Below are 26,072 nucleotides of genomic sequence, written 5' to 3' on the forward strand. Positions count from 1 at the left end.
TTTTCTGATGAGATTACATACAACATCTTTGAACTCGCTTCATAGCCGAAAAAGGACTATTTTAGATAGATTCCTATAAGCATCCATACAGCCAAGGCACCAATAATAGCAAGCCCTATGCGTGTAGATATCTGTTTTCTTAAAGGATTCAGGATATCAATTATGTAGATTCCCTTTAATAATGCAAGCTATGCAATAACCGTTATGAACCTCGCGGACAATCAGGTTTTCTTTTATTTAAATAAAGGTTTTTTAAAAATCCACAAAACTCACCTATATTAAAATATCTTCTAAAATCTCTATGGAACATTTATAATACTTTTAAACGGTTTAAATTCTACAATCAGTAATGGAGGCATTTTAATGGGAAACATCCCAAAAGTATCATCACACCAATCAAATCCTTATATACCCTCACAACAAGTGAACCCTAATACCCAACAAGGTAATATAAAAAAAATAAGACGCCGTATTATAACTACTTTGTCTTTTATATTACCTATAATTTTTATCCTTCAATATTCTCTGAATAACCAACAAGAAAGGATTAAAGAAAAACAAATCACGCTTAATACGGAGCAACAAAAATTATCTTCTGTAAAGAAGGATGGTCATTCCCTTAAGAATGATGTTAAGGCTTTAACAAGTAGTGAAGAAGAAATTTTAAAATTCGCAAGGAAACTGTATGGATTTTCTAAACCGAATGAAACTATATATCAAATAACTGAATAAAATTACACTGCATTACCCAAAAGGTGATTTGAAGATAATCGCCTTTTTATGTTTAATTTCTAAAGGAATCGTACTAATCTCTCTTTCTATCATATAAATACGTTGTTTAATTTGTTAAAATACAACGCTTGTCCATTTCACTTTTTTCTATCATTACATTTACTATTAGTAATACGATTTTTAGAGGTGATAAATAATGGACGAGTTTTTATCTTTTGCTGCACTTAATCCGGGTTCTATTGGACCTACACTTCCACCTGTTCAACCCTTTCAATTCCCTACCGGTCCCACTGGTTCTACTGGTTCTACTGGACCAACCGGGCCTACTGGACCAACCGGACCTACTGGATTTAGCCTTCCTGCTGGGCCTGCATCTATTACCTTGACTTCTAACGACACCACAGCATGTGTATCCACTCAAGGAAATAATACTTTATTTTTTTCGGGTCAAGTATTAGTAAACGGTAGTCCCACTCCAGGAGTAGTAGTCAGTTTTTCATTTAGTAATCCTTCTCTTGCCTTCATGGTCCCTCTTGCTGTCATTACCAATGCTTCAGGTAACTTTACCGCTGTATTTCTAGCCGCTAATGGGCCTGGAACAGTAACCGTTACTGCTTCACTTCTTGATTCTCCTGGAACAATGGCTAGCGTCATTATTACCATTGTGAATTGTCCATAATGATTTTATTTCTAAGGACTAAGCAATTTCTGATAAGATGAGCACTGATTTACAGTGCTCATCTTATCATTGGGATGTTACTTTCAAATAAAATTTCGTAACACCCTACAAAAATAGCGCCTTTATTAAGAAATAATGATTTTAATATTTCTTAAGCTTTTTTCATCTCAAGTAATTTTTATTATTAGTTAAATTCTCAATATAGTTTATGTATATAATTCCATTCAAAGATACATAATACCCACGTAACTACTTAAAAACACTTCGTTTTATATCTAAGTTCAAAAAGGAGCCACATAACATGGATAAAAAAGATCTATTAAGTCAAAAACTTGATCATGTGTCATCGGATGCATTGAATACCCCTAGTAAAGAACAAGAACATATGCAAGAAGCATCTCAGCAGGCATATGTTTCAAACAAAAAGGACCGTACTCAATCTTTACATGGTGAAGATTTACCAATTTCAGACGTATATAGAACAACGAACAAACAGTAAATTTTAAGGGGAAAAACCTTAAGAACGAGTGAACGTAATTTTTCCCTTTTCCTATTTCAAATAACACTTTTATATAAAACCCGTACACATTATTGATATATTAAATATCACAATATCTTGAAAATTCGGGATATCATTAATTGGTCGTATACACCAAATTTCGACATCAAACGATAAGAATATCTCTCTTAGTGAATCCCTGTCCCCCAGGGGTTTCTCCTATTATCTTTTTACTTTTCGCTCCACTAAATTTTTATTCTTAACAAAATTCAATCACTCCATTGAATAGACATACCACAGTATCATATTTTGATAAAACCTATAAAACAAATAGACATACGTAATAATACTAGTAGTATTTTTCTACTCTAAATTTACTTCTTCCCTCTTCTATTTTTATAAAAATAAAAATGAGCTCTATTTAAATAGAGCTCATTCCTAATTTTATGATTTACTAGACTGTAATCCTTGAATAAACGGAACTACTTCAGGATTTACAAGTGACGATAAATCTCCTAATTCTTTTCCTAAGTAAGCAGCTTTAATGACACGTCGCATTACTTTCGAATTACGTGTTTTCGGTAAATCTTCTACAACGTGAATATCTTTTGGACATAATGCCTTTCCAATATGAGAGTTTACTAAACTCATTAACTCTTTCTTTAATTCTTCTGTGAATGTTACACCGTCCCTTACTACTACAAAACAATGACATACCTCACCTTTTACATCATCAGGTACACCAATTGCAGCAGCTTCTACTACATCATTATGTTTCACAAGAATAGATTCATATTCAGCAGGACCAATACGTTTACCTGCAATATTTAATGTATCATCTGAACGTCCTGTAATGATGTATTGTTCACCATCGTAAATAACCCAGTCCCCATGGACCCATTTATTTTCAAAACGTGACCAATATGTGTTCACGTAACGTTCATCGTCTTCCCAGAAACTTTTCGTCATACCAACCCAAGGTTTCTCTAAACATAATTCTCCAACTTCATCACGAATTGGATTACCTTGATCATCGAGCACAACCGCTGCCATTCCTGGTAAAGCAGCGTTAAAACTAATCGGTGCAATTGGTTTAATAAGAACATTACCGAAAATCCCACCAGAAATTTCAGTTCCGCCTGAATAGTTACAAATTGGTACATTACTTTTTCCAACTGTTTCAAATAGCCACATCCAAGGGTCTGGATTCCAAGGTTCACCTGTTGAGGCGAATACTTCTAAACTCTTAAGCGAATGTTTCTTTACATACTCATTACCTTTTGCCATTAACGCACGAATTAATGTTGGTGATATACCGAGATGTGTAATTTCATATTTATCAACTGTTTCCCATAGGCGATCTGCTTCTGGGAAGTCTGGAACACCTTCATACATAACCATTGTTGCTCCATTTATTAAAGAACCAAATAATAAAAATGGCCCCATCATCCAGCCCATATCAGTTACCCATAATACACGGTCACCTTGTTTTATATTCATTCCAAACCCAGCATCAAATGCAGACTTTAGCGGGAAACCAGCATGCGTATGTACTGTTCCTTTCGGTTTACCAGTCGTTCCTGATGTATAAATGAGCATCAATGGATCGTCGCTTTTCATTTCTTCAGCATGTACAAATGGTTTTTCTTTTTCTAACGTACTCCATGAGAAGTCATAGCTGTGCGGAGTAAAATCATTTCCTGCATGACGTACGATAACAACTTTTTCAACCGTTGGGCAATGTTCACATGCTTTATCCACTTCATCTTTTAAAGAAACAATTTTCCCGCGTCGTGAAAATCCATCTGCGGTAATTATCATTTTTGAACCAGCTGCTTGTACACGTGTCATTACTGCATCCGAAGCAAATCCTGAGAATATTGGTGAAATAATTGCTCCAATTTTCATAACAGCTAGCATCGCAACAACTGTTTCTGGAATCATCGGCATATAAATTGTTACACGATCACCTTTTTCAATACCCGCATGTTTCAATCCGTTTGCAACACAGCTTACCCAGCTGTCAAGTTCTTCATATGTAAATGATTTTGAAGTTCCATTTTCCCCTTCATACTGAAGTGCTGGTTGTTTTCTTGTTTCGTCATCTGCAAGCCAGCGTGATAAAACTGATTCTACAACGTTACATGTTCCGCCATTATACCACTGTGCAAACGGCGTACCATTTTCTAAGTCTAACACTTCTGTATAAGGTTTCATCCATTGATAGCCAACCGCTTTCTCAGCTTCTCCCCAAAACCAAGCTGTTTCTTCAATAGATTTATTATAAAACGTTTCATAATCTTCATAGCCCAATGATTTCATCCAACCATATAAACGCGTTTTTTCTTTATACTCTTCTGTTGGAAACCAAACTGCTTGTTTCAATGTTTTCCCCTCCTTAACTTTTTGAGAAAGAAAGCCCTAAATAGGGCTTTTAAACTGGATATACAGGATGTTTACGATCCGTGAATACTTGATATTTACTCATATACATTTCGAAACGCCCTTTTAATTCTTCTCGTAAATTGTTTGGATGAACAATACCATCAATGACCATTTCTGATGCTAAGTGGTAAATATCAATATCTTTCTTATATTCTTCACGTTTTTCAGCAATGAAGGTTGCACGCTCTTCTTCTGGTAAAGCTGCAATTTTATTTGCATATACTGCATTAACTGCCGCTTCCGGACCCATTACTGCGATAGAAGCTGTCGGTAATGCTAAGCAGCAATCTGGTTCAAATGCTGGACCTGCCATTGCGTATAAACCAGCCCCATACGCTTTACGAACAACGATAGAAATTTTCGGTACTGTTGCTTCACTCATTGCAGAAATCATTTTTGCACCGTGACGAATAATACCAGCGCGCTCTACTTTTGTACCAATCATAAATCCTGGTACATCTGCAAGGAATAATAATGGAATATGATATGCATCGCATAAATTAATAAACTTCGCTGCTTTATCAGCTGAATCGTGGAATAATACGCCGCCTTTCATTCGCGGTTGATTTGCAATAATTCCAACTGGCTTACCATCAATACGTGCTAAGCCTGTAATTAATTCTTGAGCAAATAATTTTTTCACTTCATAGAAAGAGCCTTCATCAATAACTCTATTAATAAGATCTTTCATATTGAAAGGAGCATTTTGATTTTCTGGAATGATTTGTTCTAACGTTTTATCGAATTGTTTCGGTTCTTGAGGTGTAACCAATGGAGTCTTTTCTAAGTAGTTGTTTGGAAAATATGAAATGTATTGTCTTGCTTGTGTAATCGCATCTTCTTCTGTTTTACATAAAACATCTCCGCATCCTGATACAGAGCAATGCATACGAGCTCCGCCCATTTCTTCTAAAGTTACCTTCTCACCGATAACCATCTCAGCCATACGAGGAGATCCTAAATACATAGATGCATTTCCTTCCACCATCATAACAACGTCACAAAAGGCTGGAATATATGCACCACCAGCTGCAGAAGGTCCAAATAATAAGCATACTTGCGGAACTTTACCTGATAATTTCACTTGATTATAGAAGATCCTTCCTGCACCGCGGCGCCCTGGGAACATTTCAACTTGATCAGTAATACGCGCTCCAGCAGAGTCAACTAAATAAAATAACGGAACACGTAATTTTTCTGCCGTTTCTTGAATACGTAAAATCTTTTCAACTGTACGTGCGCCCCATGATCCTGCTTTTACAGTTGAATCATTTGCCATCACGCATGCAGTACGCCCATGTATTTTACCCGTTGCCGTTATAACACCATCCGCTGGTAATCCTGTTTGTTCACAATTTGCAAATAATGCATCTTCTACATATTCACCATTATCAAATAAAAGCGCTAAACGATCTCGAACGAATAATTTACCTTTTGCTTTGTTTTGATCATGATATTTTGGTGCTCCGCCTTGTTTAATTGTTTCAACTCGTTCTTCAAATGAATTAGATTGTTGTTTTTGGTCTAACATATTTACTCCCCCTTATACATTGGTTTGCGTTTTTCTTTGAATGCCTGTAATCCTTCTAATCTATCTTTCGTATGGATTACGCCCTCATACGCTTGTTTTTCCATTTGTAATCCGGTATGTAAATCTACTTGAATACCATTTGAAATTGCTTCTTTTGCTAACCGAACCGCAATAGGACCATTACTAGCAATACGCTCTGCAATTTCAATTGCTTTTTCTTCTAATCTTTCAGCCGGTACAACGTATTCTACTAAACCATATTCTTTCGCTTCTTGAGATGAAATACGTCTTCCTGTATAAATTAGTTCTTTCGCTCTACCTACGCCGATTAATCTCGGTAAGCGCTGCGTACCACCTGCTCCAGGTATTATAGCAAGCGTAGTTTCAGTAAGACCAAGACTTGCATTGTCAGCCGCAATTCTGAAATCACAAGCTAAACTTAATTCTGTACCCCCACCAAGAGCGATTCCATTTATAGCCGCAATTACTGGTTGTGGTAATTGTTCAACCATTTCCATAGTAGAACGAATCATACGAACAGCATTTCTAACTTGTTCTTCATTCATATTGGCACGTTCTTTTAGGTCTGCACCAGCGCAAAACGCTTTTTCGCCAGCTCCTGTTAAAATAACTACACGTGTATTTGACTCTTCACTAATTTGCGTTAATATAGTTTGTAATTCTTCTAATAACGCTAAAGATAATGAGTTTGCTTGTCTTTCACGATTTAACGAAATTTTTACAACGTGAGGTGTTACATAATCAACTGAAATGTTTTGTAATTGTAGCATCTTCTCACCTACTTATCGTTTTATGTTGAAGCGCTCTATATACATGACTTGGTAATTGGATATTTAATTTACTTTGAATAAATTGACTAGCTCTCAATAACTTTTCTTCATCTATATTTGTTTGGACACCTAACTTATGGAGCATATGTACTAGGTCATCAGTAGCAACATTCCCCGATGCTCCCGGTGCATAAGGACATCCTCCAAGTCCACCACAAGAACTATCAAACGTTGTAATACCATATTCTAACGACTTAACTACATTTGCTAAAGCCATACCGTACGTATTATGAAAATGCATTGCAAACTGCGAAGCATCATATTTCTTTAATAAATGCTCTAATACTCCCTCTACTTGTAAAGGATTCGCTACACCGATCGTATCACCAAGAGATACTTCATAAATGCCGTATGAAAATAGTTGATTACATAATTCGTCAACTGCTGCGACACTTATATCCCCTTCATAAGGACATCCAAATACAGTAGAAACATAGCCTCTTACCTTTTTCCCTTCGAATAATGCCTGTTTTGTTATATCTTCAATTACAACTAATGCTTCTTTAATTGATTTATTAATATTACTTTTATTGTGAGATTCACTTGCTGATAAAAAAACATTCACCTCATCTACATTTTGCAAAAAAGCTCGTTCCAAACCATTTTGATTTGGAACAAGCGCTGCATATGTAACATTTGGATCCCTTTTCAGCTCAGAAAACACATCATTTGCATCTGCTAATGCAGGAACCCACTTAGGGTGAACGAATGAGGAAACTTCAACGTACGATAATCCAGCCTCTGTAAGTAGTTGAATCCATTTTACTTTATCTTTTGTGCCAACAATCTTTTTTTCATTTTGTAAGCCATCACGTGGCCCGACTTCTTTAATGACAGCAAAATTAGGTAGTTTCAATTCGCTTCCCCCTATATCTCCCTATTCAATTTCTAGTAATACATCTCCTTCATTTACAAAATCGCCTTCTTGCACATTAATTTTCATAACTGTGCCAGCTTCTTCTGAAACGATTGGAATTTCCATTTTCATAGATTCCAAAATGACGACATCCTGCTCTTCCTCTACTGTATCTCCTACTCCTACAACAATCTTCCAAACGTTTCCTGCCATCGATGCATATACTTTCGTCATCATTTCTTCCCCCTTAGTATTGTTAAATCTTATTTTTTAACAAGTTGTTTCGTTACAAAACCTGTTGTATAAATACCCTCTTTGAACACTTCGTCTTCTAATACTTGCAATAACATTGGCGTGTTCGTTTTAATACCTTCTACTTTTAATTCTTCTAAAGCATCATGTAATTTCGAAATTGCTTCTTCACGAGTCTCACCATGAGCAATAACCTTTGCAATCATTGGATCATAGAAAGGTGTAATTGTTACATGATTCTCTAAGAAGTGATCGATACGTACATTTGACGGTAATGTTAAAGCTGTAATTTTCCCAGGTGATGGGAAGAATGTTTTTGGATCTTCTGCATAAATACGAGCTTCAATGGCATGACCAGTACGCTTTACATCATCCTGTGTAAATGATAACTTTTCACCACTTGCAATAAGAAGCTGTTGTTCTACAAGGTCTAATCCAGTAATTTCTTCCGTAACTGGATGTTCTACTTGTAATCGCGTATTCATTTCTAAGAAATAGAAGTTCTTTTGATCATCTACAAGAAACTCAACTGTACCTGCATTTGTATAACCAAGTGCTTTAGCAGCTTGTACAGCAATTTCTCCCATTGCTTTTCGTGTACCTTCATCTAAAAATGGTGAAGGTGCTTCTTCAATTACTTTTTGATTTCGGCGCTGCACGGAGCATTCACGCTCCCATAAATACACAGTGTTACCATGCGTGTCTGCTAAAAGCTGAATTTCAATATGGTGTGCATCTGCTATATAGCGCTCTAAATACATTTCTCCGTTACCGAAGAAGTTTTGTGCTCTTGTTTTGTTACTTTCAAACGCTTTGGTGAGCGTTTGCTCAGTTTCCATCAACTGCATTCCAATGCCTCCGCCGCCTGCGGATGCCTTAAGCATTAATGGATAACCAATTTGTTTTGCAATTTCTATTGCTTCTTCAGCAGTTTCAATATTTGTAGTAATTCCTGGAACTACTGGTACATCTGCTGCTTGCATTGCTAAACGTGACTCAATTTTACTTCCCATCTTCGTAATGATTTCTTCTGAAGGACCGATAAAGACGATGCCCTCTTCTTTACAGCGAATCGGAAAAGATGGATTCTCTGATAATAATCCGTATCCCGGATGGATTGCTTCAGCATTTGTCTTCTTAGCTATTTCTATAATTTTTTCAAGGTTTAAATAGCTCTCTTGTACACGAGGCCCACCTACTAAGTAAGCTTCGTTTGCCATTTTTACATGTAGGGCATTTTCATCTGCCTCAGAATAAATAGCAACGGTACGAATGCCAAGTTTTTGACAAGTTTTCATAATACGAACAGCAATCTCCCCGCGATTCGCAATTAATATTTTTTGAAACATAGTGATTCCTCCCTTTTATCTACATCCTAAATGTCTTGCAATTACGAGACGTTGAATTTCAGAAGTTCCTTCACCAATTTCTAATAGTTTTGCATCACGAATATGTCGCTCCACTTCATACTCACGCATATAGCCATACCCACCATGAATTTGTACTGCTTGATTCGCAATGCGGCTTGCTGCTTCAGATGCAAATAGTTTTGCCATTGCCGCTTCTTTACCGAAAGGTTTATCATTATCTTTTAACCAAGCTGCTTTATGTACTAAATTACGCGCTAGCTCTACTTCAGTCGCCATATCAGCTAATTTAAATTGAATCGCTTGGAAATTAGAAATTGTTTTTCCGAATTGCTGACGTTCTTTCGCATATTGCAGAGCACGTTCAAATGCAGATTGTGCAATACCAACAGCTAATGCAGCAATTGAAATACGTCCACCATCAAGTGTATATAAGAATTGTTTAAATCCTTTATTTACATCACCAAGAATATTTTCTTTCGGTACACGAACACCATCAAGTACGATTTCACAAGTATTAGAAGCGCGAACACCCATCTTATCGTAAGGACTAGAGATCGTTAATCCTTCACTAGTAGTTGGTACGATAAATGCCGAAATGCGTTTTCTACCATTATCTTCAACACCATTGATAGCGGTTACAATAATCGTATTTGCATACTCTGCATTTGTAATCCAACACTTTTCACCACTAATTACATATTCATCGCCATCTAAAATCGCTTTCGTTTGTGTGCCCCCTGCATCAGATCCTGCATTTGGCTCCGTTAATCCGAAAGCACCTAATGTTTTACCTGACGCCATTGGAACTAAATACTTTTGTTTTTGTTCTTCTGTACCGAAATAATAAATTGGAGAAGCACCTAATGAAATTGTTGCAGCATAGCTTAAGCCTGTACCACCACAAGCGCGTCCAATTTCTTCAACTGCTAACGCGTACGATACTGTATCGCCACCTGAACCTCCATACTCTTCTGGGAATGGGATGCCTAATAATCCTAGTTCGCCCATTTTTTGAAATGTTTCATATGGAAACTCTGCAGTTTTGTCATAATACACAGCTTTCGGTGCGATTTCCTTTTCAGCAAAGTCACGTACCATTTCTTTAATCATTTGTTTTTCGCGAGTTAGAGTAAATTCCATTCCGCTACACACCCCTTATCGAATATTGAGTTTCGACAGCGTGCGAGTTTCTACTACAAACATTGCTACTTAAAAGACAAAAATATTAGTTAGATAATTGTTATAATTCTGTCATAACTTAATTTTAAAACAGATTCTGTACTAATGCACAAAAAAATTCCTACATTGTTCTACAACAACATAGGAGTTTTTGTGTCGAATTATGTAATTTATTGTTTAATAATCTCTACCTTTTCCCGAATCGGAAATCTCTACTAAAGCTTCAGGGTATGGTTCGAAGTATGTTTGTCTTAATAAATACTTTTCATCAAATCGAAGGGCCCATGATTTTAAAATTGCAAGTAAACTACTAAGTGGGACTTTCTTTTCTATATACTTTTGTATCAAATCGAAAAAATGATCTTTTTCTTGTTTTTTCAGCCTCGTTTTAAAATATCCAAAAATATGCTCACATACATTTACATTCGATGTATAGCGGGGTGTGCGTATAAACAATTCATATAAACTCTTCTCATACTTATCAAATACCGCTTCAATCTTTTCATTTTTGTGATTTGCAATAATACGCCCTAATTCCTTTTGTTTTACCTGATTATATGCCATAAATAAATATTTATTATCTGACTGAAACGATACGAGCTCTTTCATATTTTTATTATGTTTAATCATTTTGTAATATGCGATTGTAAATAACCTTGTAAAGAAATGTTCTCTAATAATAAAATTCGACAATCTACCTTCTTCTTCAATTGGAAGATGCGAAAAATTTTTTAGTACCGCTCCGCCAAATAAACCAGATCCCTTTCCTTTTGCTGGTGCTTTTTCAAAACCAGCATAAATTTTCACATCACGCGTACCACAACTTGGCGAGCGATTCTTTAAAATAAAACCATCCACATCGGATGTTGTTTGTAAAAAGTCCTTTGAAAATTTCTCCATTTTTCCAGTTACATCTTCCCGTGTCGACGGTTGCACAAGCCTTTTTATTCCATTTTCTTCTACCATTCGTATCGTTTCTCGAGGAATTCCTAAACCAATTTCTACTTCTGGACAAACTGGGATAAATGTAACAAACGGCTGCAAATTTCGTATTGTTACATCTGGAATCATCTCTGCATTATAACGACACGCATCAAATTCTAAACATTTACTTACAACAATTTTCGGTTTAGCAAATTGGCGCATCACATTACCTCCGTGGCGTTAATCCATACAAAATAAATTGAATCGTATTTTCAATTTCCACTTCATCATCCCATTTTTCTTCAGGCAATAACAAAAATCGGGTTAAGAGTAATCCTAATACCGCCGATAGAGTAAGGCGTAATACGGAAGATGGTGGCATCTCAATAATTTCACCTTTTTCTTGAAACTTTACAATTAACTTTTTAAAATGTGAAAAGAGTTCTGTTTCTATTAATTGTTGTATTTCACTTTTTAACTCTGGCTGAAATGGTACTTCTTGAATTAATATTTTTATCATTGGGAAATGCTTTTTCGCAAATTCAAATCGATTATGAATTACAACTTTTAAAAGTCCTTCATACGATTCATACTCTGATTTAAATATTTCTTTTGCAAAGGCTTGTACGAAAAATGGTGCTGCAAACTTTGTTAAAGTTGGCATGACGACTGCTAACAATAAATCTTTTTTCGTTTTATAGTAGCGGAAGATCGTTCCTTCCGCTACACCAGCACGCTTTGCAATTTCGCTTGTTGAAGTTGAAGCATATCCTTTTTCTCCAAACATATCAACGGCTGCTTCTAAAATACGCATTTGACGTTCATTTCGTTTATCTGTATTTGTTGCAGCAACTAGTTCTTCAAGCCAATCTTTCTCCATTTATATAACTCCTTTTTTCATCATTATATTTTGCGATGTTTCTTTAATGCCAATACATTTCCTACTGCAAATAATAGAGAAAAAAGTAGTAATACAGTTAAATCTAATGCAATCTCTGTAAATCCTTGATTTCGAATCATCACTTGTCTCATTGCGTCAGCGCCATATGTGAGTGGAAATAATTTCCCTAACATTTGGAGCCACTTATTCATAGATTCAATTGGAAATAACCCAGAAAAGAAAATTTGTGGCACAATGACCAGCGGTATAAACTGGATCATTTGAAATTCATTATTTGCGTATGCTGATAAAAACGTTCCTAATGTTAGTGCAGTTAGTGATAACATACATGTAATAAGGAGCGTTAGCCATATGGAGCCAGCTACATACAAGTCTAAAATATAGACAGAGAAACTTACGATAATAATAGATTGTATAAATGCAAAGATTCCAAAACCAATAATATATCCTGCAACTATTTCCCATCTTCTTACCGGAGTAGACAATAATCTTTCTAATGTACCACTCAAACGTTCTCTTACGAAAGAAACCCCTGACAAAATGAATACAAAGAAAAATGTAAAGAAACCGATTAATACAGGTCCGAGCCCATCAAACATCGTAAAGTCTTTAGATCCATGTAAATAATTTACTTCTGGCTTCATAACTGACACATCATTCTTTTCTGCACTCTTTTGCAATACTTGAAGTACAGCACGATTTTTGGATGAATCACTGCCTTCTAATAATAGTTTCATTTTTCCATTTTCTAAGTGTATCACTGCATCCACTTTTTGTTTTTCTAATTCAGAATATGCCTTTTCTTTTTCATATTCATAAATTGATGCTTCTTGATTTTTCATTGCTTTTACTATTGGAGCTGGTACATCCACTACAGCGATATGTGGTATATAATCTTTTTGTGTAAATACGAGAGATAATAACCAAAGTAATAACATTGGTGCCCCAAACATCATAGCTAACGAACGCTTATCTCGAAAAAATTGGCGAATAATACGAATGATTACACCTGTAACTCTCATGATTGAGCCACCTCTTCCAACAAAAAGACATCTTCAATTCGTCCTGATGATACACGTTTTTTCAATTCTTCAGGTGTTCCAACCGCAACTAAGTTCCCTTCTCTAATCAACCCTAGTCGTTCACAAAATTCAGCTTCATCCATAATGTGCGTCGTCACAATAATTGTTGTACCTTTCTTCTTAAGATCATAAAACTTTTCCCAAATCGTTTTTCTAAGAAGCGGATCTATCCCCACTGTTGGCTCATCTAAAATTAATATTTCCGGTTCATGAAGGAGTGCTATCGCTAATGATAAACGCTTTTTCATGCCACCTGAAAAATGTTGTACTTGTTTTTTCAAATGCTCTGATAATTGTACAAGCTCAAAAACTTCATTAATCCGCTCTTTCTTACGCTTACCTTTTAAACCATACATTGTTGCAATAAAATCTGCATTTTCATATGCTGACAGTTCTTCGTATAATGCATCAGCTTGTGCCATATAACCAATTCTTTTCATCTCACTTAACTTTGGCATGTTTGTATTGAAAACCAGTACCTCGCCTTTGGTTGCCTCATTAATACCTGCAATCATTTTAATTAGCGTCGTTTTACCTGAACCGGAAGGACCAACCAAACCAAAAATCTCTGCTTTTTCTACTTGCAACGAAATGTTATGCAGAACTTCTTTTTTCCCAAAACTTTTGGATACACCTTGCAAAATAATTGAAGATTGTTGCATTCAAAATCCCCCTTTTTAACGAAATGAGTGAGTACTCACTTTTATTTTATTCTTGCGTAATTATATGTCAAACTTTATTGATTAATATTCATTTTCAATCAACAATTTTAAACAATGAAACAGAGTCGACATTAGAATATCTTTTCTTAAAGTCGACTCTGTTTCATTTAAACTATATATTTTTCTTTATGTTTTTAAATTCATATACTTCCTAATTCTAGCAACGTCTAAAGAATATTCGATAACTAATTGCTGTAACGGTAAAATCACTGTGTCGGGATATAAATGTGCATATTGTAATGTTTCCGCATATTTTTCTAACCTTTTTTCTAAATACTTTATTATTTGATCAGGATGACTTACTAATAAACATTTACAATAATAATGTATTTGTTCCTCAATCGCCGTATACTCTTCAATTTCATATTCTTTGTGCATGTGTACACCCCTTTAAGTTTTTTACATAGATTACTTATCACACTTTTCACTCGACTAATTTTTAAGTTTTTTAATTATTTACACTATAACAAATTCTTCAGGTCAAATTTTGTTACTTTATGTAACGTAGAAAATTTTTAACAAAATTGTAATGTTAACTTGTACAAAATATAAAAGCACCTTTTCCTTTTTCACATAAAAAGTCGTACAGTTCAATTTAACTGTACGACTACAAGTTCCGGCCTATTAAAAATTCTTTGCGGAATGATACTATTACCTAATCCTCTACTTACTACCATAGACGTATTTTGTTTTTCATATAAACCAGCTGTATATGTAGGGAATACCCCTTGATTCGGAGCAACTAACCCGCCAATAAATGACAATCTAACTTGCCCTCCATGAGCATGACCCGATAATACTAAATCTAGTTGCTCATCAGCGTATTCTGTCAAAAATTCAGGCCTATGGGATAGTAATACATCAAATGTATTTGGAGGCATTTCAAATTTCGCTTTTAAAATTGCATCTTTTACAATATTTCCTTCATCACGGTTTCCAGTTACAAACTCCGGATCATCAATACCTAGCAAGTTTATTTCTTGCTCACCCTTTCGAATGCCTACATGTTCATTCCTTAAAACATTGACATCATATTTCTTCAACTCTTTTTCTAAACGGTTATACTTTCCAGACCATTGTTCATGGTTTCCTGTCACAAAATATACAGGATACTTCTTTACAATTTCTCGTATTAATTGCATACTAACTTCTGCATCGTATGATTTACTGTCAATTAAATCACCCGTAATCGCAATAATATCTGGGTCTATGCTTTCAATTTTTTGAATTAACACATCTTGCTTATCGCCAAATTGTTTATTGTGTAAATCTGAAATTTGTAGAATTTTATACCCTTTAAAAGAGGAGGGTATTTTACTAGAGGTTATTTTAACCTCAGTTATACCTATTAAATTGTTCTGTAAATATAAAAAAGTAATAAAAGCTACTAATATGCCAATAAACAATATGATTCTATTAATATTTCTCTTCATATTCTCTCCTTTTATTTTCATAAAACGCTTATTTTATGTTAACTGAATTTTATTATACATTTTTGAAATTGTTTAAGTTAATAAAATGCAGTACATGAAATTTCAGATGAAATACGTAATATATGTTTCATATTTTTACTTTTTTTATAATAAGAATACAAAAACGATTCTTTTCATACGAAAAAGAATCGTTTTCCAATTTTATACATTCAATAACATCTGGTAAAGAAATAAGATCACTAAGAGATTATTATCTAATAGCATTGACTACAACTTCAGCTGCCTCTTCAATTAGTTGATTATCATAGGTAGCCTCTTTCTCATCTTTACTGGATAAAATTGCGATAATAATTGGTTCTCTATTTGGTGGCCAAACGATAGCAATGTCATTTCGTGTCCCATAACTTCCTGCTCCTGATTTATCCCCAACTATCCAATCAGTTGGCACGCCTGCACGAATAAGTTTGTCTCCTGTAGCATTCCCTTTCATCCACTCTGTAAGAATGTTACGCTTATGAACCGGAAGCGCATTTCCGACCGTAAAAGCTTTAAGATTCGTAGCAATTGCTTTCGCTGTACTAGTGTCACGAATGTCACCTGGAATAGCCTCGTTTAATTCTGTTTCAAAACGATCAGACATAGTAATCCGATCCCCCATCTGTCTTAACGCTTCTTCATATCCTTTCGGTCCGCCTATTTTATGGAATAAAATGTTCCCTGCAGTATTATCACTGTAACGAACAGCAGCCTCAGCAATTTCTCCTAGTGTCATTCCGGTATCTACATGTCTCTTTGTAACAGGTGAATATTCCACTAAGTCTTCTTTCGTAAATTTAATGACTTCATTTAATTTATCCATTGCGTTTTGCTGTAGTAATACTCCTGCCGCTAACGCCTTATAGGTTGATGCGAAGGCAAATCTTTCGTTAGGTCGATAAGAGATTGTTTGATTTGTACCAGTATCAATCGCATATACACCTAATCGAGCATCATATTTTTTCTCAAGTTGAGAGAACTCTTTATGCGTCGCCTGATTTTTATGTTTCACTTGCCTTAGCTTTTCTTTCGCTTCAACTTGCAATGCCCCTCCTTTAAAAGCTTCTAGGCTTGTTAGACTTAAACCTAATATACCAACGCATATACCTATTTTTAGCATCTTCTTGTTTTTCAAAATCATCATTCCTTTCAAATTCTTAACACCTATTTATACGTACACATAATAGACAATCACCAAAACAAGTTTGTTCCATAAACTTAAAAAACTTTATAACTAGTATGAGAGTTATTAACTAAATAAGAGATAGCGACTATGATCGTCACTATCTCTTATTTCACATCTCATCTCTTTACTTATAATTACCTCTATATAAATAGGGGCTCTTCCCCTGAGAAAAGTACTCAAATTTTACTAATTTTGATTAGAACTATCTATACTAGCAGCTTCACCATGTATACGTTGCTGTTTTAAATCAAAGTATACATCTAAAACTTCCTTCCCAATTATAGAATTAATTCCATTTTTATCATCATGAAGCCATGGGACTACTATAGAAAACGCTACTTCTGGATTATCATATGGAGCATATCCAACTAACGTTAAGTTGTAACATTCCATACGTTCTCCTTTTGCATTTCTACCAATTGGATCATCTCCACCATATACAGTTTGAGCTGTCCCTGTCTTTCCTGCTGGTTTGTATGAAGCGTTTTTGAAATACTTCACGCCAGTTCCATCACCTTCTTGGAATACCCATCTAAACCCTTCTTTTATCCGATCAATATGTTCTGTCTTCATATCAACTCGATTTAATACGACAGGCTCTATAGAGCGTATAACTTTACCAACCTCTTCTTTTATTGATTGTTCTCTTATTTCTTGTACAATTTGAGGTTGCATTCTATAACCGCCGTTGGCAATCGTTGAAATATATTGTGCCAATTGCAACGGCGTATACGTATCATACTGACCGATAGAAAAGTCTAGTAAAAAGCCAGGTTGACTATCTACTTTTCTAGTTTGTCCAATTATTTCATTCGGTAAATCAATACCTGTTGGCACGCCTAATCCAAATTGTTTAAAATAATAGCGCATCGTATCAAATGCTTCTTGTTTAATATCCAACGAACCATTTGGTACGTAATTAACTCCCGCAATTTTCAAAGCCGTCTGGAACATGTATACATTCGAAGATACTTGTAAAGCTCGTAAATCATTAATATTACCAAATCCGGATACATTCCATGATTTCTTAGCTTGCGTACCTTTAAATTTCATCGGTGCATCATAAAATTGATCTCCTGGCTGTATTGCCCCTGTCTCATATCCAGTTAATAAAGTAGCACCTTTTACAGCTGACCCTAGCTCATACGAAGTTGTCATGTTACCTAATGCCAAATCCTCAATCTCTATTTTCCCTTCTTTTTCTACAATCCTTTTGCCTGCCATAGATAAAATCTGTCCGTTATTGGGATTCGTCATGACGACAAAAGCTCGGTCTAACAGTGGCTCTGAACTCTTAAAAGCTCTCAAGTTTTTCTCTATACTTTCTTCTACTTTCTTTTGTAATTCCATATCAATCGTTAATGTTAAACTATTACCACTTTTCCCTTTAGAGATTATTTCTGTGTTTATAATGTTTCCTGATTTATCAGTAATGTTTTTCACTTCTTCTTTTGTACCGTGTAATACATCTTCATATCGTTGTTCAATATAACTTTTTCCTACACGATCATTCCGGTTATATCCACGCACCAAATAAGAATCTAAGTTTTCTTTCGGTAATCCTTCTTCACTACTCGTAATATTTCCTAATACGGAACGAAACAAATTACCGTTTACATAATTACGTTCCCAATCAACCGTCGCATCTACTCCTGGAAAATTCGCAAGGTTTTCACTTATACGCGCATACTCTTCATCTGTTACATCTTTTTTAATAATTTGTGGCGTTAGTTGATAACCTGAACTCATTTTACTTTTAATAGCTAACACCTTTAAATCTTGTGCTGTTAATTCTGCCAATTCTACTTCTGTAACGCGGCCTCGTCTTAAGTCTTCTATTTTTTTATCTAACTCTTTTCCCTCTATTCCCTTTTCCTTAAACTTTTCTATATCTTTTTTAGTAATCTTTGTCTCCGCACGTTTCGGATTCAACTGCATCCAGAAATCCTTTTTATCAATTTCAGTTAACTTATTTATATCTTGCTCAGGCATTTCAAGCATTTCCGCCAAGTCTTTTGCTGTTTTTAAAATATCTTCACTCGTAATCCCCTTTACCCTTGTATACGTAATCGTTCGAAGAGATTTATTATTAACGACTGTTTTCCCTTCTCGATCTAAAATTTGTCCACGTGGAACTGGAATACTAGTTATTGCATTTTGACTGCTTTCTACTTGGTTCTTATAAGCCTCTCCCTCAACGATTTGTACTTTCCCTAGCTGCATAATAATAGCTGCGAATAGTAAAAATATGCAAAGGAACATTATATTTAATCGAATTGATATATATGTCTTCTGCTTCTTTCCTTTTTGTTCTTTCATAAATCCTCCATTTAATCCTTTCCGGAATTGCTACAAATACTAAAAGCATTCCTTATATATTAGATACCGATGACCGGTTATAAATATCGTCTCAATTTTTTGCTTACTCCTTGTAAGCTTCCATTCCTTTTCGTTTAGCTACGTAATTCATAACTCTCCCTCCCTATTTTCTCTCTATTTTTTTGTGGCTTGTATTAGAAATGCTAAACTGTATAATGACTCTTATTAAACTTACACATAGACTTGCTAGTAAATTTTCATACGGATTATTCCTTTCTTCATGCTGTAATACTTAATAGACAACCTAAATAAGAAAGTTGTTCCACATTTACAAAAAAAATAATTAACTATAATATGGAATAGGCTAAAAAGGGAGGGTTTTATGTTACATACAAAAATAAAAAAATGGAGATTTATAGCGGTTCTTTCTATTGTGGGTGTGATTTTAATAATTTTATTAAAAAGCCATTTCGTTTCAATAACTATCGAAACTTCTTCAGCTGAAAGAGGAGAAATACTTGATCAAAATGGTGTAATACTAGCTACAAATAAGAAAGTTAAGTCTCTATATTGCACTTCTAATGATGACAAGCTATCGAAACAAGATACAGCAAACACATTAGCTTTTTTCAATCAATTTTCAAGCGAGTTTCAACATGATATTTCTACAGAGAACATAAAATCTCAATTACAACATTCTTGTAAAAAACAGACTATGAATGATATACCGTTATACTCTGATATAACTGAGAATGAACTTGCATTCATAAACAAAAACAAACCGAATAATGTAATAATTAACGATGAATGGATTCGATATTATCCTAAACACGAAATTGGTTCACAGATAATTGGGTATATAGAACATGATCTTAATTCAAAACATATAGCTGTTGGAAAAAGCGGGATTGAGTTGCAATATGAAAATGATTTAAAAGGAAAAACAGGTAAAACTCTTATTTTTAAATTGAATAATAAAAAGTTCTTATGGAACATTCAAAAAGTTCAAAAAGGAAAAGATGTCCGGCTAGCTTTAGACTCTGAGTTGCAGCAAAAAACAGAGGAAGCATTAAGATCTCAAATTAAGAAAACACCTGATGCTAAGGCTGGTTATGCTGTGGTGAGCGATGCAAAAACTGGCGCAATTTTAACTATGGCCAACTCGGCAGTTTTTGATCCAAATATATTAAATACACATGTATCACCTAAAATAGATAACATAAAATCACTTTCGCAAAATAAAACAATTCAAAAATTAAAGTATGGTGAATCTTATGTAAATATGGCTTCTACTATAAAGCCACTTACTATTTTAATTGGATTAAATGAAAAGCTTTTTCAGCCTGAAGATACTTATTTAGATAAGGGTACTTTTCAGTACGATAATCAAAATAACATTACGAATGCACCTGGAACACCAACAGGTGAGATTACACCACGGCAGGCTATCATTAATTCATCTAACACATTTATGACAGCAAAAGTAGCTTTGCCTTTATTCAACCAAAATAATGGCAATATAGAAAAAGTGGCAAATATATGGACAGATTATTTAATGCAATTTGGCCTACGTTCTAAAACCGGGATTGATTTACCCTTTGAAGAAGACGGACAATATGAATTCCATCCCTCTAATAAGTTTGAAAATGGAATCTCCGCTTTATTAAATGCCTCTTGGGGAGGAAATGAAGTGCATACTCCTCTTCAACTTGCTCAATATGCAGCAACTTTGGCAAGTAAAGGTGATAAATATAAACCTCAAATCGTAAGTGCTATTATTGGTCAAGATGGTAAGGAAACAAAAAAGTTTAAACCAATTTTAGAAAGTTCAAATCGTTACCCAATGAACTTTTGGCGTGTCGTACAAGGTGGAATGAGTCAAAATATAGAGGAAATTAAAAAGCTGCCCTTTGACGTCGCAGGTAAAACAGGTATTACAGGTTTTCCGAATGAGCAAGAAAGAATGATAAATCATTCTCTTTTCATTGCATATGCTCCTACCAAAGATCCACAGATTGCCGTTTCTGTCGTTATTCCTGGTAGTAATTCAGAAAAAAACATCGCTGCTCTCGTTACATCAGAAATTTTAGAGTCCTGGAATACTCTTCAAAAAGAAAATAAAAACAAAGAGGAAGGTTCATTTTAATGAACCTTCCTCTTTTACCATATAGAATCTATATTTATAATTTTCCACACACCTTCATTATTCTTTTCAAACATAAATGAATATTTAATATCAGTTAAAACATACTCTTTTTGTACATATCCAGTATTACCGTTAATTGTCGATATTTTTATATATCCATCATTCTGCACTTTTTCTGGAATCCAAGCCTTTACCATTTCATTAGATACTTCATATAAAACTTGTGATTCTCGCTTTGGTTCAGCTAAAATTTTTGTTTTATTTCCAGTGACAGTTGCATATATAAAATGGGCTTGCTTCGGTTCGTTACTTTCTGTCAATCCACTTGGTACTTTATATACTTGTTTTGTATCATTTGCAAACTCTCCCCCCATTGTAAGAGCGACTTGCAACTCATGAAAAATATCTTCATCAAACTTCAATTCATCCTTCTTATAACTCTTCCCTTTAAATAAAACTTCATCATTTAACGCTCTATACAAGTCATTTTCATTTTTTGCATTTGTACTTTGATATAAATCGTTCATAAATTGTTTTAATGTTGGATCTTGAGCAGACTCGTCTTTTGTTTTAGGCTTAATTTGAGTACTACTTTGTACCGGTGATTTATTATCATCAAGCCAAGGTTGTTGAACAATAAAAAATAAAAATGTACAAGCTAAAACCACTACAATTGGCAATGCCTTTTTACGAAATGATCTTGTCTGTTTTGGAGAATCTACCTCATTACTTTGATATATAGATTTCTTTATTTTATAAATATATTCTTCTTCATCTTTACGGTGTTCCATTGGGCCTTTTTTTAATTTTCTATACCAGTCAGGATTTTGTTTATTGTTCATCACTACTACCCTCCTCTATTAATTTTGAAACCTTACTTCTTGCTCTACTTAATCTAGATTTCACAGTTCCAATGGATACTCCTAGTGTTTCAGCCATTTCTTCATAAGATAATTCATATTTTGCGTCCAATATTATTATTTCACGGTGCTTTTTAGGTAGTTTTAATACAACTTTCCACACATCATTCATTTCTTCTTGCTTAAAAAATTCTTGTTCTGCCGACTGGGATTGCTTATCGTCACTAAAAAATCCTATTAAAGAAATCCTTTTAAAATAGGAGGATTTCAAATAGTTTATTGCCGTATTTCTTGTAATTTTTAATATCCACGTTTTAATAGATGACTCCTTTCGAAATGAATTCCAATTTTTAAATACCTTTATAAATACATCTTGCGTGATATCATCCGATAAGTGTGGATCTTTCGTAATAATAAATGAATAATTCCATACATCTTGCCAATAGTCTTTTATAATATAGTCCAGCTCATCATGATTACACTTTTCAATAAACGTCTGTTCCATTTCCACACCTCAAACTTATTTGAATAAATATAAAACTGCCCTCACTTTTATTATGGTTTCAATATATAGACAAGATACAAGTTTCATTTGTTCCATTGTTTATCTTTTTTTGATAGAAAAATCCTCTTGAGAATGTAAAGGTGTGCAATGACAGGATCCTAAAAAACAAGTAAAGCATACGATGTTAAAAATACACTCATAAAAATCTGATTATTATTTGTGAATTTCACGCAACACTCCACTTTTATCACCTTTTTTCTCGGAGACGTCAACCTTTCAAAAATGAAAATAAAGATGATTTATCAACTCTCTGTAGCCATAGTAAAAAAGCATTCTCGATTAACAAGAATGCTTTTTTAAAATATAATTGTTCTATATTTCACGCAATTTATACCTTTGAGTTAAGCAAACCTATAGTGAATTTACTAGAAGATTTCAACTTATAATAAGGTATTATTTCTGAAAAACATGTTTCACTTTTTCGCTTGGAACATTGCTCCCTCCTCTTCCTTTTACATCTTCAATCATCATGGTTACAATCATGTCTGGCTCATTTGCATCAAAAGCCGCAAACCATCCCAGTTCTTTTCCGTCTGCCTCTTTCGATTCTTTCAATTCTGCTGTACCTGTTTTACCAGCAAGAGTTACACCATCAACCTTAGCAATTCTACCAGCGCCATCAGGGTCATTAATGACTTTTATTAATGCACTCTTTAATATGTCTTGATTCTTTTTAGAAATCACATTTTCTTTCCAATTCCCCGTAACTTTCGATTCTTTTAAAAGATGAGGCGACGGAATATTCCCTTCATTCACAATCGGTGCATATGTTAGTGCTAAATGAAGTGGTGTCATTAATACTTGTCCTTGCCCGTATCCCGTGTCTGCTAGTTGAATATCATTTTTTATCCCATCTTTTGCAATGATTGAAATAGGAAATTCGTATTCGATTGGTAATTTTTCATGAAATCCGTATTTCTTAAATTCATTTACATACTGATCTTTCCCCATTTTCAAAGCTTGTTGAGCAAAATAAATATTATCAGAGTACTTCATTGCCTTATCAAAATCAATTGGACTTGCATCCTTCACACGTGTTACATAATAATTTCCCCAAGATGAATCTTTTGTCCACTTTAATCCTTGAATTTTAAATTCTTCCTTAGGATTTATTGTATTTGTTTCCAAACCAATTGCACCTGTAATCGTTTTAAATACAGAACCTGGTACGAATGCTTGTGTGAAGCGATTCATCATTGGTAGTTTCGAGTCGTTATTCCATGCTTCTCGTTGGGCTTTTGATGCTCCTCTAACTATTATATTTGGATTATAAGCAGGGCTACTTACAAGCGCGATTGTTTCACCTGTTTTAGGATTGACCGCTGCACTAGAGCCTGCTTCATTTTTCATCTCATTATAGATCTTTTCTTGAATTGCAGCATCAATTGTTAACGTAACATTTTCTCCTGCTTTTGCTTCTTTTTTTGCTACATTTTTAATTTCTTTCCCATTCTCATCTTCTATAAATACGCGCCCTCCCTTTTCACCACGCAATTTATTCTCCAGTACTTTCTCTAAACCTGTCTTACCTATTAAATCATCTGCTTGGTAACCTCTTTTTTGAAGTGATTTTAACTCTTCTGCATTCACCTTTCCTATATATCCAGTTAAATGTGCCGCTGCTTCTCCTAATGGATACGTACGAATATTTACTGGGTGAGATGATACTCCTTCTAATTCTATATAATCATTCTGTCTAGCTCCCTCTTTTAAAATACCAATTGGTACAAAAGAGTCTGGTTTTATCCATTTCGCTGTAAGCTTCTGATCGACCTCTTCTATAGACATATCCAGTAACTGTGCTACTATTTCTTTTGTTTGCGCCGCCGTTTCGCCTAGTTTCTCCGGAATAATTCCAACCTCAGTCGCTTTACCATTCGTTGCAAGACCTTTCCCATTTCGATCATATATTTCTCCACGTTTTCCATGTTCTGTTTGCATACGTACTTTGTAATCATTTTTCATACCTGGAAAAATGAAATCTGGTGTCCAATCTATTTTCCAAGTATCTTTATCTTTCACAAGTTTTGCTTCATGGATAAATGAAGCTGTTCCTCCATCCGTATCCATCTTAACTTCAAAAAGAAAAAGCCCTTTATCGTTCGTATTCTCTCCTTTCGTTTTAACTTTTAAATTCTTAACTCCAATACCCTCATAGATTTTTTGATATTTCTCTGTGAATTCCTTTTTAGAAATCGTTTTTTTAGCATGTTCTGATAAATGATCATACATATTTGCAAATTTTTTATCATTCCATAAATTGATATATTCTTCAAATGCTTGTTTTGGCGGTTCGTTTTTATTACATCCTACCAACATAACTACAAAACAAAAGAAAAGTAGCATCCATATTTTTTTCAATTCAATCTTCTCCCTTAGTTAAAAAATATTTATTCCTTTTTTGATATATTAAACAAAAAATGTTCTAACTCTTAATAGACAGTATAAGTAATGAAATTGTTCCACATTTATAAAAGAATTTTGTTTATGTTTAAGTTTCATTTGAAGCGGAAGATTTTAAGATTCTTACAAACAAAAGAAGTATATCTATTTAGCAATGACCATCATTACTAGTTTTGTTTTAACAATTTTATTTAAAATACTTTTTAGTTCGAGTTTTCCGATCGTATCTTTTTTGCAGATATTTGATACAAAAAAGAACCCTTATACTAAGGGCTCTGCAACAGAAAATATCAAAAATATAAACAATAAAAAGAATAACTTAAAAATTTATAGGCACCCTATATATTTCTTTTCGCATCAAAAACCCCTGCGCTATATGCGACAGGGGTTTAGCTCATTCTAAAGTTTATTTAGAAGAGTCATGTACAGGCAAACTATTAAAAATCAATTCAGCAACTTTTACATAGCCTTTTGAGTTTGGATGAATTAAATCAGTAGACCAAAGCGTATTGTCATTAACTAACTGATGATTCCAAAAGTCGATATGATGAAGCTTATATTCTCTACTCAGTGAACGTATAACATCATTTGCCTCTAATAATTGTTCTTGTATTACTTGTTTTTTTTCAGAAGAAAAAGGAAGCCTCACTGTAAAATCTGGAAGGTTTGCTATAATAATATCAGCATCTGTTTTACTTAATTTATCTATCATAAATTCCATTTCGTTCTTATATGCTTGATGATTCCAACGTCCTTTTAATACATCGTTTGCACCTGCAATTAGACTAACCAAATCTGGTTTAAAAGTTAATGCTTTTTCCAATTGCTGCAAGCGAATTTCTTTAGTTACTAACCCACGCTTTGCAAAATTAACATATTCTATATCGTTTACACACAGTTGAACAAAATGATCTACCCAGCTTTTTAATGCAATTCCCTCTACTTCATCCCCTATCCCCTCTGTAAAACTATCACCAATCGCTACAAATCGCTTCCACATATGTACTCCCCCTTTATTATTATCCATATCTATACTATACAATAGCTCTCTACGTAATTGTTATTTCTATGTGTTTTTCGATTTCATTTACATTCCATTTT

At 34.3% G+C, this 26,072-nt stretch carries 23 protein-coding genes; 4 read left to right on the forward strand and 19 right to left on the reverse strand.

All coding sequences use genetic code 11. The features are described from left to right. Positions 1–363 precede the first annotated feature (363 nt). The 3 genes from EUC40_RS13930 to EUC40_RS13940 all read left to right on the forward strand — a co-directional run bounded on the left by EUC40_RS13930 (position 364) and on the right by EUC40_RS13940 (position 1,910). On the forward strand, positions 364–732 hold the full coding sequence (locus EUC40_RS13930) for an FtsB family cell division protein (RefSeq protein ID WP_156575706.1): 369 nt from the start codon (positions 364–366) through the stop codon (positions 730–732). A 196-nt stretch (positions 733–928) separates the two neighbouring features. Further along, positions 929–1,411: an exosporium leader peptide-containing protein gene (locus EUC40_RS27515; protein WP_156575707.1), complete on the forward strand. Its 483-nt coding sequence runs from the start codon at positions 929–931 to the stop codon at positions 1,409–1,411. Positions 1,412–1,712: 301 nt separating this feature from the next. Beyond that, positions 1,713–1,910 carry a hypothetical protein gene (locus EUC40_RS13940; protein ID WP_156575708.1) on the forward strand — a complete coding sequence of 66 codons (198 nt, stop codon included), beginning with the start codon at positions 1,713–1,715 and terminating at the stop codon, positions 1,908–1,910. Between the two features lie 444 nt (positions 1,911–2,354). Here the strand turns inward: EUC40_RS13940 and EUC40_RS13945 are convergent, their stop codons facing one another. From EUC40_RS13945 to EUC40_RS14015, 15 genes are all read right to left on the reverse strand, one after another. Then, complete coding sequence (locus EUC40_RS13945; protein WP_156575709.1) at positions 2,355–4,295, reverse strand: AMP-binding protein; 1,941 nt, start codon at positions 4,293–4,295, stop codon at positions 2,355–2,357. A 49-nt stretch (positions 4,296–4,344) separates the two neighbouring features. Beyond that, the gene (locus tag EUC40_RS13950; protein ID WP_156575710.1) at positions 4,345–5,886 is read right to left on the reverse strand and encodes an acyl-CoA carboxylase subunit beta; all 1,542 of its coding nucleotides are present in this window, start codon (positions 5,884–5,886) and stop codon (positions 4,345–4,347) included. 2 nt (positions 5,887–5,888) lie between these two features. Continuing rightward, positions 5,889–6,677 (reverse strand): enoyl-CoA hydratase, encoded by a 789-nt coding sequence (locus EUC40_RS13955; RefSeq protein ID WP_071712200.1) that lies wholly within the window; start codon positions 6,675–6,677, stop codon positions 5,889–5,891. Positions 6,678–6,681: 4 nt separating this feature from the next. Beyond that, positions 6,682–7,593, reverse strand: coding sequence for a hydroxymethylglutaryl-CoA lyase (gene mvaB / locus EUC40_RS13960; protein WP_156575711.1), 912 nt, complete (start codon positions 7,591–7,593; stop codon positions 6,682–6,684). A 21-nt stretch (positions 7,594–7,614) separates the two neighbouring features. Further along, positions 7,615–7,830: an acetyl-CoA carboxylase biotin carboxyl carrier protein subunit gene (locus tag EUC40_RS13965; protein WP_001985297.1), complete on the reverse strand. Its 216-nt coding sequence runs from the start codon at positions 7,828–7,830 to the stop codon at positions 7,615–7,617. Positions 7,831–7,856: 26 nt separating this feature from the next. Further along, complete coding sequence (locus EUC40_RS13970) at positions 7,857–9,194, reverse strand: acetyl-CoA carboxylase biotin carboxylase subunit (RefSeq protein WP_156575712.1); 1,338 nt, start codon at positions 9,192–9,194, stop codon at positions 7,857–7,859. A 15-nt stretch (positions 9,195–9,209) separates the two neighbouring features. Then, positions 9,210–10,355 (reverse strand): acyl-CoA dehydrogenase, encoded by a 1,146-nt coding sequence (locus tag EUC40_RS13975; protein WP_000397267.1) that lies wholly within the window; start codon positions 10,353–10,355, stop codon positions 9,210–9,212. A 216-nt stretch (positions 10,356–10,571) separates the two neighbouring features. Continuing rightward, positions 10,572–11,540, reverse strand: coding sequence for a YbgA family protein (locus EUC40_RS13980; protein ID WP_156575713.1), 969 nt, complete (start codon positions 11,538–11,540; stop codon positions 10,572–10,574). 4 nt (positions 11,541–11,544) lie between these two features. After that, entirely contained in the window at positions 11,545–12,198 is a 654-nt protein-coding gene (locus tag EUC40_RS13985) for a TetR/AcrR family transcriptional regulator (protein ID WP_071712204.1), read from the reverse strand. Between the two features lie 23 nt (positions 12,199–12,221). Beyond that, complete coding sequence (locus tag EUC40_RS13990; protein ID WP_156575714.1) at positions 12,222–13,241, reverse strand: ABC transporter permease; 1,020 nt, start codon at positions 13,239–13,241, stop codon at positions 12,222–12,224. Then, positions 13,238–13,963 (reverse strand): ABC transporter ATP-binding protein, encoded by a 726-nt coding sequence (locus tag EUC40_RS13995; protein WP_156575715.1) that lies wholly within the window; start codon positions 13,961–13,963, stop codon positions 13,238–13,240. Before EUC40_RS13995 ends, EUC40_RS13990 begins: the two co-directional genes overlap by 4 nt. 186 nt (positions 13,964–14,149) lie before the next feature. Next, positions 14,150–14,401: a hypothetical protein gene (locus EUC40_RS14000; protein WP_000548621.1), complete on the reverse strand. Its 252-nt coding sequence runs from the start codon at positions 14,399–14,401 to the stop codon at positions 14,150–14,152. A 212-nt stretch (positions 14,402–14,613) separates the two neighbouring features. Further along, positions 14,614–15,456 carry a metallophosphoesterase gene (locus tag EUC40_RS14005; RefSeq protein WP_156575716.1) on the reverse strand — a complete coding sequence of 281 codons (843 nt, stop codon included), beginning with the start codon at positions 15,454–15,456 and terminating at the stop codon, positions 14,614–14,616. Between the two features lie 250 nt (positions 15,457–15,706). Next, the gene (gene bla, locus EUC40_RS14010) at positions 15,707–16,633 is read right to left on the reverse strand and encodes a class A beta-lactamase Bla1 (protein WP_482763965.1); all 927 of its coding nucleotides are present in this window, start codon (positions 16,631–16,633) and stop codon (positions 15,707–15,709) included. A 231-nt stretch (positions 16,634–16,864) separates the two neighbouring features. Next, positions 16,865–18,997, reverse strand: coding sequence for a peptidoglycan D,D-transpeptidase FtsI family protein (locus EUC40_RS14015; RefSeq protein WP_156575718.1), 2,133 nt, complete (start codon positions 18,995–18,997; stop codon positions 16,865–16,867). 382 nt (positions 18,998–19,379) lie between these two features. On the opposite strand from EUC40_RS14015, the gene EUC40_RS14020 reads away from it, so the two are divergent. Beyond that, entirely contained in the window at positions 19,380–21,143 is a 1,764-nt protein-coding gene (locus tag EUC40_RS14020) for a peptidoglycan D,D-transpeptidase FtsI family protein (protein ID WP_156575719.1), read from the forward strand. Positions 21,144–21,157: 14 nt separating this feature from the next. Here EUC40_RS14020 and EUC40_RS14025 read toward each other — a convergent pair whose 3' ends face one another. The 4 genes from EUC40_RS14025 to EUC40_RS14040 all read right to left on the reverse strand — a co-directional run bounded on the left by EUC40_RS14025 (position 21,158) and on the right by EUC40_RS14040 (position 25,998). Continuing rightward, the gene (locus EUC40_RS14025) at positions 21,158–21,985 is read right to left on the reverse strand and encodes an SH3 domain-containing protein (protein ID WP_156575720.1); all 828 of its coding nucleotides are present in this window, start codon (positions 21,983–21,985) and stop codon (positions 21,158–21,160) included. Continuing rightward, a complete protein-coding gene (locus EUC40_RS14030) occupies positions 21,975–22,508 on the reverse strand; it encodes an RNA polymerase sigma factor (RefSeq protein WP_071712210.1) in 534 nt (177 codons plus the stop codon). Before EUC40_RS14030 ends, EUC40_RS14025 begins: the two co-directional genes overlap by 11 nt. Before the next feature lie 453 nt (positions 22,509–22,961). Further along, complete coding sequence (locus EUC40_RS14035; RefSeq protein ID WP_156575721.1) at positions 22,962–24,929, reverse strand: penicillin-binding transpeptidase domain-containing protein; 1,968 nt, start codon at positions 24,927–24,929, stop codon at positions 22,962–22,964. A gap of 448 nt (positions 24,930–25,377) precedes the next feature. Further along, on the reverse strand, positions 25,378–25,998 hold the full coding sequence (locus EUC40_RS14040; protein WP_156576945.1) for an SGNH/GDSL hydrolase family protein: 621 nt from the start codon (positions 25,996–25,998) through the stop codon (positions 25,378–25,380). Between the last annotated feature and the right edge of the window lie 74 nt (positions 25,999–26,072).

Source organism: Bacillus luti (assembly GCF_009739945.1).
In the GTDB taxonomy this organism is placed as follows: domain Bacteria; phylum Bacillota; class Bacilli; order Bacillales; family Bacillaceae_G; genus Bacillus_A; species Bacillus_A luti.